The following is a 16,967-nucleotide window of genomic DNA, read 5'->3' on the forward strand; positions in this document are numbered from 1 at the left end:
ACGAAATGGTCAGGGCAGGGCCGATGCATTTACCGGAGACAGCGACATGATGCGGCTCAGGAACTATTTCCTGACGGGAATTGTCGTGACGGCGCCGGTAGCGATTACCGCCTATCTCGTGTGGGGTTTCATCGGCTGGGTCGATGGTTGGGTGAAGCCTCTTATCCCCCACGCTTATAATCCCGACAATTATCTGCCATTTACGATCCCCGGCTTCGGATTGGTCGTCGCCATCGTCCTGCTGACCCTGGTGGGTTTCCTGACGGCGAATTTTATCGGCAGGGCCGTCATCAGGCTCGGCGAGTATGTGCTCGGCCAGATGCCGCTTGTTCGCAGCGTCTATCGCGGGCTGAAACAGATTTTCGAAACGGTGCTTTCGGGAAAATCCAATACCTTTAAGCATGTCGGCCTTATCGAATATCCGCGCAAAGGCGTGTGGTCGATCGTGTTTCTCTCCACCGATGTTGAAGGCGAGATTTCCGATACGCTGATGGATAAAGCCGGGAAAATGACTGCCGTTTTCCTGCCGACGACACCAAACCCCACTTCCGGATTCCTGCTTTACGTCCCGAAGTCCGATATTATCAATCTTTCGATGACGGTGGAGGAGGGCGCCAAACTGGTCATTTCAGCCGGACTTGTTTCGCCTGAGTTTCAGGCCCGAACGAAAGCCCTGGACCACACGACGGACCCAATTGTCAAACCGGAGCAGGAATAAAGCGTTTCCTGTTTTGATGGAATCGCCTGGCCCTGATCGATTCTATCCGGCCCGCAACAGCCGCACGGCCTCGTCGCGCCCGAAAATGTAGAGCAGGAGCCGCAATGCTGCACCGCGCTCGCTGGCAAGATCCGGATCGCGCTCGAGCAGCAGGCGCGCGTCCTTGCGGGCGATCTCCAGAAGATCGCTGTGCGCTTCGATTGCGGCCAGCCGGAATCCTGGTGTTCCCGATTGCCGTGTGCCGAGCAATTCCCCTTCGCCGCGAAGCTTCAAATCTTCCTCGGCGATGCGGAAGCCATCCTCGGTCTCGCGCATGACCTGCAGTCGCGCCCGGGCGATTTCGCCGAGCGGCCCCTTGTAGAGAAGCAGGCAGGTCGATGGCTTGTCGCCGCGCCCGACCCGGCCGCGCAACTGATGCAATTGCGCCAGCCCGAAGCGCTCCGCATGTTCGATGACGATGACCGTTGCGTCGGGCACGTCCACCCCCACCTCGATGACTGTCGTAGCGATGAGAATCCGCGTTTCACTGTTCTTGAAGGCGCGCATCGCCTCGTCCTTCTCCGGGCCGCCCATGCGCCCGTGGATAAGGCCGATCCGTTCGCCAAAAATCGGTTGCAGCGACTGGAAACGCTCTTCGGCTGACGTGAGTTCGACCAGTTCGGATTCCTCCACCAGGGGGCATATCCAGTAGATTTTCTGTCCTTCTGCGATGGCCATCCGCATCCGTTCCACCAGTTCGTCCATCCGCTCCATCGGAATCGTGGCGGTGGTGATGGGGCGGCGTCCCGCCGGTTTCTCCGTGAGCTTGGAAACATCCATGTCGCCGAAGGCTGTCAGCACCAGCGTACGGGGAATGGGCGTCGCGGTCATCACGAGCATGTCGGGCGCAGTGCCCTTGGCGGTCAGTTGCAGGCGCTGGTGCACGCCGAAACGGTGCTGCTCGTCGATGATGACCAGCACCAGATCGTGATACTCGACCTTTTCCTGGAAAAGCGCGTGAGTGCCAATGATGATATGGATCGCGCCGTTTTTCAGATCGTCAAGGATCTGCTGGCGTTCGCGGCCTTTTTCACGGCCCGTGAGGAGTGCTGCCCTGAGCCCCGCCTTCTGCGCCAATGGCGCGATGGTCGCATAGTGCTGGCGTGCCAGCACCTCAGTCGGCGCCATCAGCGCGGACTGGCCGCCGGCCTCCGCAGCATGCGCCATGGCTAGCAGCCCGACCACCGTCTTGCCAGACCCCACATCGCCCTGCAGGAGCCGCAGCATCCGTTCCGGTTCCCTCAGATCGGCAATGATATCCTCGACGGCCTTTTGCTGGCTGCCGGTCAGCGTATAGGGCAGGGCCTCCAGCACTTTGCCAACCAATTGCCCGTCGCCATCGAGCGGCCTCCCGGAAAGTCTCCGCGTTTTCAGCCGCACGAGGCCGAGCGCAAGCTGTCCCGCCAGAAGCTCGTCATAGGCGAGCCTGCGCCGCGCCGGGCTTTCCAGCGCGATATCAACGGGGTCTTCAGGCTGATGAAGCGTTGTCAGCGCCTGCTCGTGACTGGGAAATTGTTCACGCGCCAGGAGCGCCGGCTCCACCCATTCGGGCAGCGGCGGGATGCGTGTCAGCGCTTCGCGGATCGCGCGGATCAGCGTCTTGGGCGACAGGCCCGCGGTCAGCGGATAGACGGGCTCGACCAGTGGTAGCGAAGCCGCGTCGGCGACGCTGGTGATATGATCGGGATGCACCATCGAGGCGCGGCCGTTAAACCATTCCATCCGGCCGGAGACGATGATCGTCTCGCCCTCCGGCATCATTTTCTCGAGCCAGGGCTGTTGCGCATGGAAGAACACCAGCGCGATTTCCCCCGTATCGTCATGAGCGAAAACGCGATGCGGAACATTGCCGCGTCCGCGCGGCGCGGGCTGGTGCCGGTCGACGCGCACTTCCAGCGTGACGATGGCGCCTTCCTGCGCAAAGGCGATGCCCGGACGGTTGCGCCGGTCGATGACGCTGTGCGGCGGCAGGAAGAGAAGCTGGCCGACGCGAGGCTCCGCCCCTGGTGCATCGGTTCCGAGCAGCTTTGCCAGAAGGGCCGCCACTTTCGGGCCAATGCCGGAAAGCGAACGGGCGGAGGCGAAGAAGGGATCGAGCAGGGAGGGACGCATGATGCAAACCTTTACCGCGTTCGTTTTGCCTTGCAAGGCTGACAGAAGCATCATCCCGCGCTATATGCAGCGGAACATCCTTTTCGCTTCAATACCAAAGCGATAATCCGGAGACATCACGGCATGACGGGCAGCACGTGTAATAGCGCTGATCTCGACCCACGGCGGCGCAAACTTCTGTTTCGCTCCTGGCATCGCGGTATGCGCGAGACGGATCTGATCCTGGGCCAATATGCCGATGCGCATATCGCGCAAATGTCAGACACCGATCTCGACGAATATGAAATGCTGATGGAAGCGCTCGACCGCGATCTCCTGCAATGGGTGACGGGCGAAGTCACCACGCCTGAAGAATACGATACGCCGCTTTTCCGCGACATCGTCGCTTTTCGTCAAAGAATGAAATTCTGAAGCATTTCCAGCAAAAGTGTGTAGCGGTTTTGCGTCCGGAAACGCGTAAAATAAAGTAACAACCATGCCTGTTTTTTCCAAAATCGGACTGAAGCTCAGTGTCGCGCGCCATATCGTCATTGATGGCGTGGCGGATGGCTATGAGGCGTTCTGCCTTGCGCGTATTGTCGAAGAGAAGGGCGAGGGCGGTCCGGTCCTCTTCATCGTTCGCGATAGCCATCGCGCCGCCGATATCGAGCAGGTTCTTGCCTTCGTGCGTCCCGATCTTCCGGTTCTGAATTTCCCGGCCTGGGACTGCCTGCCTTATGATCGTGTTTCGCCTGGCGCCGATGCCGCTGCCCGCCGCCTGACGGCAATGGCGGGCATGGCGGCGTTAAGGCAGAAGAAACATCCCGGCGTCATCATCGCCACCGCCAATGCGGTGCTTCAAAAGCTGCCGCCGCGCGAGGCCATAGCCGAGCAGGTTTTCGTGGCGCGTCCGGGCAACCGCGTCGACATGAACGAACTGGCGCAAAGGCTTGAACGAAATGGCTTTGAGCGCGTATCGACGGTGCGCGATGTCGGTGAATTCGCCGTGCGCGGCGGCATTCTCGATCTCTATGTACCGGGCACCGAGGAGCCGCTGCGCCTTGATTTCTTCGGCGATACACTGGAGACCATCCGCGCCTTCGATCCGGCTTCACAGCGCACCACCGGCACCCATAAGGAATTCTCGCTTCAGCCGATGAGCGAAGTGACGCTTTCACCCGAAGCAATCAGCCGCTTTCGGACCAATTATATCCAGGCCTTCGGCGCGCCTTCGCGCGATGATGCGCTCTATCAGGCGATCACCGAGGGCAGACGCTTCGCAGGCATGGAACACTGGCTGCCGCTCTTCTACGACAAGCTGGAAACGGTGTTTGACCATGCCGGCGATATGCCGGTTGTCTTCGACCATTTGGCGCATGAGGCGCTGGCCGAACGCCACAAGATGGTGCTGGATCACTATGGGGCGCGCAGGCGTCAGGCGGACGGCAAGGAGCCGGGCGACGCCGTGCCTTACAAGCCGGTGGTGCCCAATACGCTCTATCTTTCGCCCGAAGCGGTTGAACGTGCGGCTTTCGGCACCGGTATCCGCATTGACCTGACGCCCTTTGGCCAACCGGATACGCCGGGGCGCCATGTCATCCATGCAGATGTGCACAAGGGCCGCAACTTCGCGGAGGAGCGCGCGCAGCAGGAGGTCAATCTCTTCGAAAGCGTGGTCAGCTATCTCGGGACTTTGCGCGCTGAAGGCAAGAAGGTGCTGCTGGCGGCCTGGAGCGAGGGATCGCTTGACCGGCTGATCCAGGTTCTGGCCGAACACGGGCTGGAAAAGATCGAGACGGTGCAGAATCTCGCAACCGTCAAGGCGTTGTCGCGCGACAAGATCACGGCGACGGTTCTCTTTATCGAAAGCGGCTTCGATGCCGGCGATCTTGTAGTCGTCGCCGAGCAGGATATTCTGGGCGACCGGCTGATCCGGCATTCGAAGCGCCGCAAGCGCGATCGCGATTTCATCAGCGAAGTTGGCGCGCTGGCGGCGGGCGATATTGTGGTCCATGTCGATCACGGCATTGGGCGCTTCATCGGCCTGCGCACCATCATGGCGGCAGGCGCGCCGCATGATTGCCTGGAACTGCATTATGCGGGCGATGATCGCCTGTTCCTGCCGGTCGAGAATATCGAGCTGCTTTCGCGCTTCGGCTCCGAAGGCTCGGATGTGGCGCTTGACAAGCTGGGCGGCGGCGCATGGCAGGCGCGCAAGGCCAAGCTCAAGAAACAGCTTCTCCAGATCGCCGGACATCTGATCCGCATCGCCGCCGAGCGGCAGATGCGCGGTGCGCCGGTGCTTGCTCCGCCGGACGGCATCTACGGCGAATTCGCTGCGCGTTTCCCTTATGACGAAACCGAGGACCAGCAGAGCGCGATTGATGCCGTTTTCGACGACCTGTCGCAGGGCAAGCCGATGGATCGCCTCATCTGCGGCGATGTCGGCTTCGGCAAGACGGAAGTCGCGCTCCGCGCCGCCTTTGTCGCCGCGCTCAATGGCTATCAGGTGGCCGTGGTGGTTCCGACCACGCTTTTGTCGCGCCAACATTTCAAGACATTCTCGGCGCGGTTCCACGGACTGCCCATCAATGTCGCGCAGGCCTCGCGTCTCGTTGGTTCAAAGGAATTGGCCGAGGTCAAGAAGGGGGCAGCCGAAGGCAAGATCGATATCGTCGTCGGCACCCACGCGCTTCTGGGACAAGGGATCAAGTTCAACAATCTCGGCCTTCTCATCATCGATGAGGAGCAGCATTTCGGCGTTAAGCACAAGGAACGGCTGAAGGAGCTGAAATCCGATATTCACGTGCTGACGCTTTCGGCAACGCCAATCCCGCGCACGTTGCAACTGGCGCTGACGGGTGTGCGCGAGCTTTCGCTGATCACCACGCCGCCGGTCGATCGCATGGCGGTGCGCACCTTCGTCTCGCCCTTCGACCCGCTCGTCATCCGCGAGACGCTGTTGCGCGAGCGCTATCGCGGCGGACAGAGCTTCTATGTCGTCCCGCGCATTGCCGATCTCACCGAGGTGAAGGAATTCCTCGACGGTCACGTGCCGGAGTTGAAGGTGGCTGTCGCGCATGGCCAGATGCCGCCGGGCGAACTCGACGACATCATGAATGCCTTCTATGACGGTCAGTACGACGTGCTGCTTTCCACCACGATCGTCGAATCGGGCCTCGACATTCCGGCTGCCAACACCCTGATCATTCACCGTGCCGATATGTTCGGCCTGGCGCAGCTCTACCAGTTGCGTGGGCGCGTCGGGCGCTCCAAGCAGCGCGCCTTCGCGCTCTTCACCCTGCCGCCCAACAAGATGCTCACCCCGCAGGCCGAGCGCCGCCTGAAGGTGCTGCAATCGCTGGACACACTTGGCGCGGGCTTCCAGCTCGCCAGCCACGACATGGATATTCGTGGGGCCGGCAATCTTCTGGGCGAGGAGCAATCCGGTCATATCCGCGAGGTCGGCTTCGAGCTTTACCAGCAGATGCTGGAAGAGGCCGTGGCCGAGCTGAAGGGCACGGGCGAGATAGAGGACGCGCACTGGTCGCCGCAGATCTCCATCGGCACGGCGGTGATGATTCCCGAATCCTACGTGCCGGATCTGCAACTGCGTCTTGGCCTCTATCGCAGGCTTGCCGATCTGGAGGAGCCGCAGGAGATCGACGGCTTCGGCGCGGAACTCATCGACCGCTTCGGCCCGCTGCCGGACGAAGTCCAGCACCTGCTCAAGATCGTCTTCATCAAGGCGCTTTGCCGCAAGGCCAATGTCGAGAAGCTCGATGCCGGGCCGAAGGGCGTGGTCATCCAGTTCCGCAACAAGACTTTCGCAAATCCGGCGGCGCTGGTGAAAATGATTGGCGAGCAGGGATCGTTGGCGAAGATCCGCCCTGATCAGGGCATCGTCTTCATCCGGGACTGGCCGACGCCTGAGAAGCGCCTCAACGGTGCGGCGGTGATCATGGCGCAGCTAGCCAAAATCGCAACGGCCTCCTGACGGGCTACCGATCCTCCGCCAGCCCCGGCTCGAAACCGTCGGCGGCCTGGCGTATCGCGTCAGCCAAGACAACGGCGGGCTGCGCGCCCATCACGGCGTATTTCTGGTCGATGATAAAGCAGGGCACGCCGCGCACGCCGATGCGGTTCGCCGTCTCGATTTCCTGCAAGACGCTCTCGCGGTCTGCATCGGAGGCAAGCAGGCTCGCCACGATCTGGCCGTCCATTCCCGATGCTACGGCGGCATCGACCAGCACCTCGTGATCGCCGATGTTCAGGCCCTGTTCGAAGTAGAACGAAAAGAGCTTGCCCACCAGCCGGTCCTGCGTTTCGGGCCCTGCCTGTGAGGCCCATTGTATGACGCGATGTGCGTCGAGCGTGTTGGGGGCAATTTCTATCGCGTCGAAATCGAACTCGATATCCTCTTCCTCGCCAAGCTTGATCAACTGGTCGTGGATTTCGTCGGAACGCGACGTGCTGCCGAATTTATCCTTGAGATAGGCCTTGCGATCCTTGCCTCTGGGCGGAATGGTGGGGTCGAGCTGAAACGGCCGCCAGCGAACGAGAACGTCGAGCTCAGGCATGAGATCGAGCGCCTGCTCGAGCCGCTTGCGGCCGACGAAGCACCATGGGCATACGACATCGGAAACGACATCGATGGTGATCTGCTTGTTCATTGTGCCGTTCTCCCATGGTAGCCGATGATAACCGAATCCTTCTGCAAACTATTTGGGATCATGCCACCATGTTGGCAACCGGAAACCATAGAGGGACGTCTGTTCCGGATGCTTTATTCGCGACCATCGCGCCACCCATTGTTTCGGCAGATGATAGAGCGGAACATAGTAGTTGCCGGAAATGAGGATGCGGTCCAGCGCACGCACTGCGCTGACGAAATCCTCCTGGCTGCGGGCCGCAATCAGGGCTTCGATCATCGCATCGACGGCGGGATCCGCCACGCCGGGATAGTTGAAACTGCCCTGGACATCGCGCGAGGCCGAGCCCCAGCGCCTCCATTGCTCGTTGCCGGGCGATAGCGAGGAGGTGAGGGCGCCGAGGATCATGTCGTAATCGAAGGTCTGCAGCCGCTGCTGGTACTGCGCATCATCGACCGTGCGGACCTTGATGGAGATGCCGAGCCTCCCCAGCGTGCGTGCATAGGCAAGGCTGACCTTCTCTTCTTCCGGCGTACGCGTCATGATCTCGAAGGTAAGCGGCTCGCCTGATGGGGCGAACGCCTGCTCGTCGTGGAACGTGTATCCCGCTTGCTTTAGCAGGTCGAAGGCTTTCCTGGTGGCATCGCGGTCGCGTCCGGTGCCGTCGGTCGTCGGCGGGCGATAGGTGCCGTTCATGACATCGGGCAGCACGGCGTTGGGGAATTTCGCCAGCAGGGCTTTTTCCCGCGCATCCGCGGGATGGCCGATGGAAGAAAGCACCGAACCGTCCCAGAACCCGCCGGTACGCTCGTAACGGCCATCGAAAAGGTTGCGATTGACCCATTCGAAATCGAAGAGCTCGGAGAGCGCTTGCCTGACCCTGCGATCGGCAAATTTTTCCCGTCGCGTATTGAAAACGAAGCCCAGCGTATTTGCAGGCGTCCCCTTGGAGAATTGGTCCTTGATGACCAGCCCCTGACGGACAGCCGGAAAATCATAGGACTTTTCCCATCGTATCGGATCGCCCTCGATCAGGACATCGACGATACCCTTCTTGAACGCTTCAAAAAGCGAGGTCTCGTTGCGAAAATATTCGACAGTGATCGTATCGAAATTATCGATGCCGCGCTTGGAAGGCAGGTCCTTGGCCCAGTAATCGGGATTGCGCTTGTAGATGATGCGCTGACCTGGCTGAACCTTGGAGACCAAATAGGGGCCGCTGCCCACGGGCGGCTTCAAAGAAGCATTGCCGAACGTGGCAGGATCGATGGCATGTTGCGGCAGAACCGGCATCGTCGTGGCGACGAGCAATGGAAACTCGCGATCCGATTTGTCGTTGAACGCAAACCGCAGGCCGTGTTCTCCGACTTTCTCGATGCTGGCGATCCTATCCATGCGGTTGTTGAAGGGAGGGCGTCCCTTTTCCGCCAGAAGCTTGAAGGAGAAAATAACGTCGTCCACGGTGACCGGCTGGCCATCGGACCATTTAGCGTCGGGATTGAGAGTGAATTCGATCCAATTGCGATCCGGATCCATTTCGACCTTTTGCGCGATCAGCCCGTAAAGCGTGAAAGGCTCGTTGGAGGAACGCTCCATCAGCGGCTCGAAGAGGAGGTTGCCGTATTCTGCGTCGAGGAAGAGGCCGCGTGCCGTGGTGCGCATGCTTTTCAGCACGAAAGGATTGAGGCTGTCGAAGGTGCCCACGACGCCATAGGTGATGCTGCCGCCTTTCGGTGCATCGGGATTGACGTATGGAAAATGGGTGTAGTCGGCCGGGAGCGCCGGCTCTCCATGCATGGCGATGCCATAGGTCGGTTCGGCGTGTGCCGACAGCATCCCTGCAATGCCTGTGGCCATGGCGATGGATATGGTTCGAATAAATCTGCCGAGCATTGCGGTACTTCCAGTCGATGCAGTCCAGTCGGTAGAACCGGCCTTTTGATTCGCGGTCAAATTAACACGGGTCTTATAAGCACCAATATGGTAGGTTATTGGTAGGTACGAATATGACACGGTGCTGGTGCCAAGCGACGATTCCTCCCGAACTGGCCCGGAACTGGCCCGAACTGGGATGCATCGGACAAAAGGACGCTGGATTTGCCCGAGCAAGCAGTGTAACACCGCCTGCGAGCAAAAGGGGTCACGCTGTTGCCGCATTTTCACACCACTGACAGGCCAATCGTGACCAAAAATGGGATCAGACCGTTGAAAGGAACCTGTTGATCATGTCCAAGACGAAGACAATCGCTGCCGCCTCCGCAGTCGCTGGCGCGTTCGCTTTGCTTGCAACCGCGACCTTCCCGGCATCTGCGCAGCAGCCTCCGCAAGGATGGTTCAAGGTCTGCTCGAAGCAGGAAGACAACGATATCTGCAACACACAGAACATCGTCACCGCGGATTCAGGCCAGCTTCTGACTGCCGTCAACCTGATCGAGATCAAGGGCAAGATCAACCGTAAGATCTTCCAGGTTTCCGTTCCCACAGGCCGCCTGATCCAGGCTGGAGTTGGTCTGCAGATCGACGCGAACAAGACCCAGAAGATCGACTACGGCATCTGCTTCCCCGATCGCTGCATTGCCGAGGTCGTTCTGTCGGACGATTTGATCAATGCGCTGAAGAAGGGCGGAAAGCTGACGCTCACCTCCGTCAATTTCCAGAACAAGCCGAACCCGATAAACGTCTCCCTCACGGGTTTCTCGGGCGCGCTAACCGGTCCCGGCCTGCAGCAGCCGGAATTGGAAGCCCGTCAGAAGGAACTGCAGGACGCGGTCCAGAAGCGTCAAAAGGAATTTGAGGCCAAGATGAAGGCGGAGCAGGAAAAGGCCAAGGCCGGCAACTGATCTGATTGAAGCCTTGCAGAATAAGAAAAGGGACGCCAGGCGTCCCTTTTTTAATTTGTGAGGCGGCAGGTTCGAGGTGATCTCAATGCGCGTGTTGCGCCTTGACCCTGTAAAGACCATTCTCCACTTTTTCGAACAGATCCCTTATCTGAGGATGGCGCAGCGGTTCGCCGCTGGTATCCGGCAGCAAATTCTGTTCCGAGACATAGGCGACGTATTCGCTTTCCGCATTCTCTGCGAGCAGATGGTAAAACGGCTGGTCACGGTGCGGCCGCACCTCTTCGGGGATCGATTGATACCATTCTTCGGTATTGGCGAATTCCGGATCGACGTCGAAGATGACGCCGCGAAAGGGGAATAGCCGATGCTTGACGACCTGCCCGATCTGGAACTTAGCATGCTTGATCTGTGTTATGCCCATTGTCTTTGATATCACAACCATATGCTGAACGCGGGTTGTCCTTGACCTATCAGTCCTTGGCGCCATTGTATCCATGAAAATCAACGGTTTGGCCGTATGTCGTCGCGGCGCCGGGGCTGAATGAATGCCTTTCCATGGCTTATGTGGCGTTGCTCGCCCGGTTTTTCCACCCTTCTTCAAGGTGCGGGGTGGCGGATGTTCAGCGATGGTGCTGGCGCGACGATGAGAAGATACCGCTGAAGCCGCTGCCGGGGCGCAGTCCCTCGCGCATGAAGAAGCCGCGCAGCGGCGCGAACGAGCGCAGGAGTTCCAGCCCCAGGCTGCGTGCGACCTGCGCTGGCAGGAAGCCTGTCAGGAGCGAACGGTTTAAGGCGTCGACGGATCCGGTGCGCGCGAGTACATCGGGACGCCGCAGCCTGTCATAGGCGCAGGTGACGTTTTCGCTGCCGGCATCGTCTGAATCATCCTGCAATGCCTTCAAAAGCGTTTCGACATCGCGGATGCCGAGATTGAGGCCTTGTGCGCCGATGGGAGGGAAAACATGCGCAGCCTCGCCGACAAGTACCGTCCGATGGGCGGCAAAGGCGGTCGGCACGAGCCCGGACAGCGGCCAGGCCTGCGGTTTCGTCTCGACCGTGACCTTACCGAGCATCGAGTGCATCCGTTCCTCGACATGGCTCCCCAGCGCGGCCGTATCGAGCGCCATCAGCCTGTCGGCGAGCGCTGGATTGGCGACCCAGACGAGGCTTGATCTGCGGCCGGGCAGGGGGACCTGGGTAAAAGGTCCGTCCTCGGTGTGAAACTCGGTCGAAATGTTCTCATGCTCGCGCGCATGCGCGAAGGACAGGACGACAGCGGTCTGCGGATAGTTCCAGCGGCGCGTTTGGATACCTGCCGATTCCCGGGCCAGCGAGCCGCGCCCGTCGCAGGCGACGAGAAGCCGCGCGACCATTTCCTGACCGCCTTCAGTTTCGATGACAACCCCATCCGGCGTGTGGCTATAGGCGGTCGCCGGTGAGAAGACGCGATCGATGCGCCCGTCAGCATCGGCGGCATCGGAAAGAGCCTTGTTCAGGACGGAATTCGGCATGTTGTACCCGAACGCGGCCTCGCCGATCTCGCCGGCATGGAAAGTGACGGCAGGGCTCCTGATCAGACGGCGCGTGGCATCGACGATCCGCATGGTTGCGAGTGGCGCGGCCTTTGGGGAAATGGCGTTCCATATACCCAGGCTTTCCAGAAACCCGATCGCGGGGATCATGAGCGCCGTGGTCCGTTGGTCGTTTTCATCAACGGCAGGCCCGACGAGCGTCACGTCATGCCCGTCGGCGGTCAGCGCCAGAGCCGCGATCATTCCCGCCGGGCCGCTGCCCGCGACGACGATTTCCTTCTCAATCCTGCCGGCCATCTTCATATCCTCGTGTCCGGTATCATCGAAACCGGCAACTGCATGATCCCACCACAGCACATTTATGCCCGGACAGGTGAAAAGGCACGGAAAATTTGGGGTGTGGGCGATCTTCCGTGGGACGAAATGCGTTTTATGGGATAACTCCCTTGCTCTTTCGAGATTATTTGAGAAAAGCTGATCCCATGGAAACGCCCTGTATTCGGATCGGCAGAAAGAATCGGCAAAACACGTGAAAGCGAAGTTGTCTGAAAAAATGAAAACCAAGAGAGTGACGGCCCCGCAGGCCAAAGCTTTCTCGGTTCATCTGCTGACGGCGTCCGGTTCGTTCCTGGCGTTCCTGTCCATCGTCGCTGCGAGCGAGGAGCGCTGGACCGCCATGTTCTGGTGGCTCGGCCTGGCTCTTTTCGTCGATGGCATAGACGGCCCTATCGCCCGCAAGCTCGATGTGAAGTACGTCCTGCCGACCTGGTCCGGCGAACTCCTCGACAATATCATCGACTATGTCACCTATGTGTTGATCCCGGCCTTTGCGCTCTATCAGAGCGGCTTCATGGGCGAGGGACTTTCCTTCCTGTCGGGCGCAATCATCGTGATATCGAGCGCGATCTATTATGCCGACACGAGCATGAAGACGAACGAGAACTTCTTCAAAGGCTTCCCCGTCGTCTGGAACATGGTGGTTTTCACGCTGTTCATCGTCAAGCCGGGCGAATGGATCGCCTTCGCGACGGTGGTATTCTCGGCAATCCTGTCATTCGTGCCGATCTATTTCCTACACCCGGTGCGGGTCGTTCGACTGCGGCCGCTCAACCTCGCGGTTTTTCTAGTGTGGTGCGCCCTTGGCGTTCTGGCGCTTTTCTATCAGCTCGACGCGCCGCTCTGGCTGCGCATCAGCATATCCGTCACCGGCATCTATCTCTATTGCATCGGTGGCTTGATGCAGTTCTTCCCGCGATTGGGGCATTTCGGCCCCGATGAGATTGGCCCTGGCAATAATGGAGCGCAACCATGATCCAAGCCGTTCGCGTCCATCGAGTAGGTGGTCCCGAGGTTCTTGTCTATGAGCCGATGGAAATCGGAGAGCCGGGGCCAGGGGAGGCCAAGGTCCGCCACGAAGCCATCGGCCTCAATTTCATCGACGTCTATTTTCGCACCGGCCTCTACAAGGCAGCCTCGCTGCCCTTTATTCCCGGCAGCGAAGGTGCCGGCGTCGTCATGTCTGTCGGACCCGACGTCACCCATGTGAAGCCCGGCGACCGCGTCGCCTATGTCACGACGCCAGGATCCTATGCCGATGAGCGCATTGTCGCGGCCGATCGTCTGGTGATCGTGCCGGAGGCGATCGATCTCAAGACCGCCGCCTCGGTCATGCTCAAAGGCATGACGGCGCAATATCTTTTGCGCCGCACCTTCAAGGTCAAGAAAGGCGACACGATTCTGTTCCATGCCGCGGCCGGCGGCGTCGGCCTGATTGCCGGACAATGGGCGAAGCATCTGGGCGCAACCGTGATCGGAACCGCCGGATCGCCGGAGAAATTGGAACTCGCCAAGTCCCATGGCTACGATCACGTCATCAATTACCGCACTGAAGATTTCGTCGAGCGCGTCAAGGAACTGACCGGCGGGCAGGGTGTCGATGTGGTCTACGATTCGGTTGGCAAGGATACTTTTCCCGGCTCGCTCGATGTGCTGAAGCCGTTCGGCATGTTCGTCAGCTTCGGCCAGTCCTCCGGCTCGATCCCGCCCTTCGACATTGCCGTTCTGCAACAGAAGGGATCGCTCTTCGCCACTCGCCCAACGCTCAATAATTATATCGCCAAGCGGCAGGACCTTGAAGCCACGGCGAAGGATCTGTTTTCAGTTATCGAGAGCGGAGCGGTCTCGGTGAGGTTAAACCAGACCTATGCGCTGAAGGATGCCGCCCAGGCCCACGCCGACCTGGAAGGCCGCAAGACGACAGGGACGACGGTGCTTATTCCATAGGCGGGCATCGTTGCTGCATCTTTGATGTGCGAATCTCACGGCGTGTGAGCTTTTCCACTTCCCAATATTGAGGGTGCTGTCATAAGATCACCTGCAATAATGCCTCTGGGGAACCATGTCAGCCATTTCCACGGACCAGCCACTTCTGGATGTTCGCCGGATCACCAAGAATTTCGGTAATCTCGTAGCCTGCAACGCGATCGATCTCGTCATCAGGGCAGGCGAGATCCATGCGCTGCTGGGCGAAAACGGCGCCGGGAAATCGACTTTCGTAAAAATGCTGTTCGGTTCGCTGCAGCCGGTCTCGGGTCAGATAATCTGGAAAGGCCGGCCCGTCAGCATTTCCAGTCCCGCGGTGGCGCGTTCGCTGGGCATCGGCATGGTCTTTCAGCATTTTTCGCTGTTCGATTCCCTCACTGCCGCGGAAAACATCGCACTTTCGCTCGATAAAGCGATTCCGCTATCGGATATCGCCAGCCGCGCCCGCGATATCGGCAACGCATATGGGCTGCCGCTTGATCCCAATGCGCTGGTTGGCGATCTCTCGGTGGGCGAGCGCCAGCGCATCGAGATCATCCGTTGTCTTCTTCAGGAGCCGGATCTGATCATATTGGACGAGCCGACATCGGTTTTGACCCCGCAGGAGGCCGATCGCCTGTTCGTCACGCTGGAGCGATTGCGGTCCGAGGGAAGATCGATCCTCTATATCAGCCACAGGCTCGAGGAGGTGAAGCGGCTCTGCGACCGGGCGACGGTGTTGCGCCACGGCAAGGTGGTGGCGCAATGCGATCCCCGCCGGGAAACGGCGGCGTCGCTGGCGCGGATGATGGTCGGTAACGACATCGGGATCGTCCGTCGCGACGCACCGGCGATCGGAGAGGGCAGCGCACTGCTTGAAATAGCCGGGCTGAGCCAGCCGTCGCGCGGGCCATTTTCCACAGCCCTGCGCGACATGCGGCTTTCCGTGCATGCAGGCGAGATCGTCGGGATCGCCGGTGTCGCCGGCAATGGGCAGGGCGAGTTCTTCGAGGCGATATCGGGCGAGGTGACGCAGGCTGGCCCCGATACCATCCGCATCGGCGGCGTTGCCGCCGGGCAGGCAGGCATTTCGCGGCGCAGGCAGCTTGGCGCGGCATTCGTGCCCGAGGAGCGCCTGGGACATGGCGCCGTGCCGGAACTGCCGCTGACGGACAATCTATTCCTCTCGCGCTACAGCACGGACAGCAGAACATACCTGCGGGGTCGATCGCTGAAGATACTTGCGCAGGACGCGTTGCAATCGGCCGTCAAGCGCATCGTCAAGATGATGGATGTCCGCAAAAGCGGAGAAAACCCCGATGCATCAGCACTTTCCGGCGGAAATTTGCAAAAATTCATCATCGGTCGTGAATTGGACCGCAAGCCGGCAGTTCTCGTCGTCAACCAGCCGACATGGGGCGTCGATGCGGGAGCGGCGGCGCATATCAGGCAGGCTCTGATCGATCTGGCGCGCAGCGGATCCGCGGTTCTCATCATCAGCCAGGATCTGGATGAATTGCTGGAAATCTGCGACAGGGTAGCGGTGATGAATCACGGCACGCTTTCCGATGCCCTTCCCATAGGCGAGGTTACGCTGGAGAAGATCGGGCTGATGATGGGCGGTGTCGATGCGGGGCATTCAGTTGCAGGGCAGGCGAGTGTGGGCGGAATGGCATAATGCGTATCGAACTGGTCAAGCGGCCACAGCATTCAGTCCTGTTCAGCGCGCTTTCCCCGCTTATCGCGCTGCTGCTGACGCTGGTTGCTGGCGCCGTGCTTTTTGCCCTCATGGGCAAGGCTCCGCTGACATCGCTCTATGTCTATTTCGTCGAGCCGCTTCTCGATGTCTGGTCGCTGCATGAGCTGATGGTCAAGGCGGCCCCGCTGATCCTCATCGCGGTCGGCCTTTCCCTTTGCTATCGTTCCAACAACTGGAACATTGGCGCCGAAGGCCAGTTCATCGCCGGCGCCATCGCAGGGTCGATCCTTCCCGTGATGTTTCCGGACTTCCAGTCCTGGATCGTTCTGCCGCTGATTTTGCTGATGGGCATGGCCGGTGGCGCAGCCTATGGCTCCATTCCGGCCTTTCTGAAAGTACGCTTCAACACCAATGAAATCCTGACGAGCCTGATGCTGGTCTATGTAGCGCAGTTTTTCCTGGATTGGCTCGTGCGCGGCCCCTGGCGAAATCCCGAGGGCTATAATTTTCCGGAGACGCGGCAGTTCAACGATTCGGCCATACTGCCGGAGATATGGACGGCATCCGGCCGCGCCCATTGGGGCATCGTCCTGGCTCTTATCGCAGCGCTCGGGCTCTGGTTCCTCCTGTCGCGGACGATGAAGGGCTTTGAGATCCGGGTCTTGGGGAGCAGCCCGCGAGCAGGGCGATTCGCGGGTTTCAGTGCCGGTAAAATGACGTTTTTCGTATTTCTGGTCTCCGGCGCTCTGGCCGGGCTTGCCGGAATATCGGAGGTATCGGGTGCAATCGGCCAGCTGCGAACGAGCATTTCGCCGGGATATGGCTTCACGGCTATCATCGTCGCCTTTCTGGGAAGGCTCAATCCGCTGGGGATCGTGGCCGCCGGATTTGTCCTGGCGTTGTCCTATCTCGGTGGAGAGGCGGCCCAGGTGGCTATCGGCATTTCAGAAAAATCGGCCCGCGTCTTCCAGGGGATGATCCTGTTCTTCGTCCTGGCCAGCGACACCTTGATCCATTACCGAATCCGGCTTGTTCCCACACCGGTCGGCAAGCTTGCGGGGAAGACGGCCGCCAAATCTGCGGAGAAGGAATGAC

Annotated in this window: 13 protein-coding genes; 8 read left to right on the plus strand and 5 right to left on the minus strand. The window is 59.9% G+C overall.

The genetic code is table 11. The features are described 5' to 3' along the window. The first annotated feature begins 46 nt into the window (after window positions 1-46). On the plus strand, window positions 47-718 hold the full coding sequence (locus DUT91_RS08155) for a DUF502 domain-containing protein (protein ID WP_114439884.1): 672 nt from the start codon (window positions 47-49) through the stop codon (window positions 716-718). Between the two features lie 42 nt (window positions 719-760). Here DUT91_RS08155 and recG read toward each other — a convergent pair whose 3' ends face one another. Further along, window positions 761-2,869, minus strand: a complete 2,109-nt coding sequence (gene recG / locus DUT91_RS08160; protein ID WP_114440168.1) for an ATP-dependent DNA helicase RecG — start codon at window positions 2,867-2,869, stop codon at window positions 761-763. Between the two features lie 123 nt (window positions 2,870-2,992). Here recG and DUT91_RS08165 point away from each other — a divergent pair, with 123 nt between their 5' ends. Then, a complete protein-coding gene (locus DUT91_RS08165) occupies window positions 2,993-3,280 on the plus strand; it encodes an FAD assembly factor SdhE (protein WP_114439885.1) in 288 nt (95 codons plus the stop codon). A gap of 64 nt (window positions 3,281-3,344) precedes the next feature. Continuing rightward, on the plus strand, window positions 3,345-6,845 hold the full coding sequence (gene mfd / locus DUT91_RS08170; protein ID WP_114439886.1) for a transcription-repair coupling factor: 3,501 nt from the start codon (window positions 3,345-3,347) through the stop codon (window positions 6,843-6,845). Window positions 6,846-6,849: 4 nt separating this feature from the next. Here the strand turns inward: mfd and DUT91_RS08175 are convergent, their stop codons facing one another. Together DUT91_RS08175 and DUT91_RS08180 are read right to left on the minus strand one after the other, a co-directional pair. Beyond that, window positions 6,850-7,521, minus strand: a complete 672-nt coding sequence (locus tag DUT91_RS08175) for a DsbA family oxidoreductase (RefSeq protein WP_114439887.1) — start codon at window positions 7,519-7,521, stop codon at window positions 6,850-6,852. 48 nt (window positions 7,522-7,569) lie between these two features. Further along, window positions 7,570-9,393, minus strand: coding sequence for an extracellular solute-binding protein (locus DUT91_RS08180; protein WP_114439888.1), 1,824 nt, complete (start codon window positions 9,391-9,393; stop codon window positions 7,570-7,572). Window positions 9,394-9,725: 332 nt separating this feature from the next. Between DUT91_RS08180 and DUT91_RS08185 the strand changes: the two genes are divergently transcribed. After that, window positions 9,726-10,340 (plus strand): invasion associated locus B family protein, encoded by a 615-nt coding sequence (locus DUT91_RS08185; protein ID WP_114440169.1) that lies wholly within the window; start codon window positions 9,726-9,728, stop codon window positions 10,338-10,340. Window positions 10,341-10,422: 82 nt separating this feature from the next. Here DUT91_RS08185 and hspQ read toward each other — a convergent pair whose 3' ends face one another. Both hspQ and DUT91_RS08195 read right to left on the minus strand, forming a co-directional pair. Beyond that, on the minus strand, window positions 10,423-10,761 hold the full coding sequence (gene hspQ / locus DUT91_RS08190; RefSeq protein WP_114439889.1) for a heat shock protein HspQ: 339 nt from the start codon (window positions 10,759-10,761) through the stop codon (window positions 10,423-10,425). A gap of 199 nt (window positions 10,762-10,960) precedes the next feature. Then, window positions 10,961-12,169: a UbiH/UbiF family hydroxylase gene (locus DUT91_RS08195; protein WP_245419633.1), complete on the minus strand. Its 1,209-nt coding sequence runs from the start codon at window positions 12,167-12,169 to the stop codon at window positions 10,961-10,963. 256 nt (window positions 12,170-12,425) lie between these two features. On the opposite strand from DUT91_RS08195, the gene pcsA reads away from it, so the two are divergent. From pcsA to DUT91_RS08215, 4 genes are all read left to right on the plus strand, one after another. Further along, a complete protein-coding gene (pcsA, locus tag DUT91_RS08200) occupies window positions 12,426-13,184 on the plus strand; it encodes a phosphatidylcholine synthase (protein WP_114439890.1) in 759 nt (252 codons plus the stop codon). Beyond that, a complete protein-coding gene (locus DUT91_RS08205) occupies window positions 13,181-14,155 on the plus strand; it encodes a quinone oxidoreductase family protein (protein ID WP_114439891.1) in 975 nt (324 codons plus the stop codon). The genes pcsA and DUT91_RS08205 overlap by 4 nt, the downstream gene beginning before the upstream one ends. 115 nt (window positions 14,156-14,270) lie before the next feature. After that, complete coding sequence (locus DUT91_RS08210; protein ID WP_114439892.1) at window positions 14,271-15,851, plus strand: ABC transporter ATP-binding protein; 1,581 nt, start codon at window positions 14,271-14,273, stop codon at window positions 15,849-15,851. Further along, window positions 15,851-16,966, plus strand: coding sequence for an ABC transporter permease (locus DUT91_RS08215; RefSeq protein ID WP_114439893.1), 1,116 nt, complete (start codon window positions 15,851-15,853; stop codon window positions 16,964-16,966). Before DUT91_RS08210 ends, DUT91_RS08215 begins: the two co-directional genes overlap by 1 nt. Window position 16,967 lies beyond the last annotated feature (1 nt).

The sequence above is a fragment of the Paramesorhizobium salinisoli genome (assembly GCF_003335045.1).
Taxonomy (GTDB): Bacteria; Pseudomonadota; Alphaproteobacteria; order Rhizobiales; family Rhizobiaceae; genus Paramesorhizobium; species Paramesorhizobium salinisoli.

Bases quoted from the DNA above. Each gene is read 5' to 3' on its own strand.
- DUT91_RS08155 (WP_114439884.1), top strand. From the start codon at position 47: ATGATGCGGCTCAGGAACTATTTCCTGACGGGAATTGTCGTGACGGCG.
- recG (WP_114440168.1), bottom strand. From the start codon at position 2,869: ATGCGTCCCTCCCTGCTCGATCCCTTCTTCGCCTCCGCCCGTTCGCTT.
- DUT91_RS08165 (WP_114439885.1), top strand. From the start codon at position 2,993: ATGACGGGCAGCACGTGTAATAGCGCTGATCTCGACCCACGGCGGCGC.
- mfd (WP_114439886.1), top strand. From the start codon at position 3,345: ATGCCTGTTTTTTCCAAAATCGGACTGAAGCTCAGTGTCGCGCGCCAT.
- DUT91_RS08175 (WP_114439887.1), bottom strand. From the start codon at position 7,521: ATGAACAAGCAGATCACCATCGATGTCGTTTCCGATGTCGTATGCCCA.
- DUT91_RS08180 (WP_114439888.1), bottom strand. From the start codon at position 9,393: ATGCTCGGCAGATTTATTCGAACCATATCCATCGCCATGGCCACAGGC.
- DUT91_RS08185 (WP_114440169.1), top strand. From the start codon at position 9,726: ATGTCCAAGACGAAGACAATCGCTGCCGCCTCCGCAGTCGCTGGCGCG.
- hspQ (WP_114439889.1), bottom strand. From the start codon at position 10,761: ATGGGCATAACACAGATCAAGCATGCTAAGTTCCAGATCGGGCAGGTC.
- DUT91_RS08195 (WP_245419633.1), bottom strand. From the start codon at position 12,169: ATGGCCGGCAGGATTGAGAAGGAAATCGTCGTCGCGGGCAGCGGCCCG.
- pcsA (WP_114439890.1), top strand. From the start codon at position 12,426: ATGAAAACCAAGAGAGTGACGGCCCCGCAGGCCAAAGCTTTCTCGGTT.
- DUT91_RS08205 (WP_114439891.1), top strand. From the start codon at position 13,181: ATGATCCAAGCCGTTCGCGTCCATCGAGTAGGTGGTCCCGAGGTTCTT.
- DUT91_RS08210 (WP_114439892.1), top strand. From the start codon at position 14,271: ATGTCAGCCATTTCCACGGACCAGCCACTTCTGGATGTTCGCCGGATC.
- DUT91_RS08215 (WP_114439893.1), top strand. From the start codon at position 15,851: ATGCGTATCGAACTGGTCAAGCGGCCACAGCATTCAGTCCTGTTCAGC.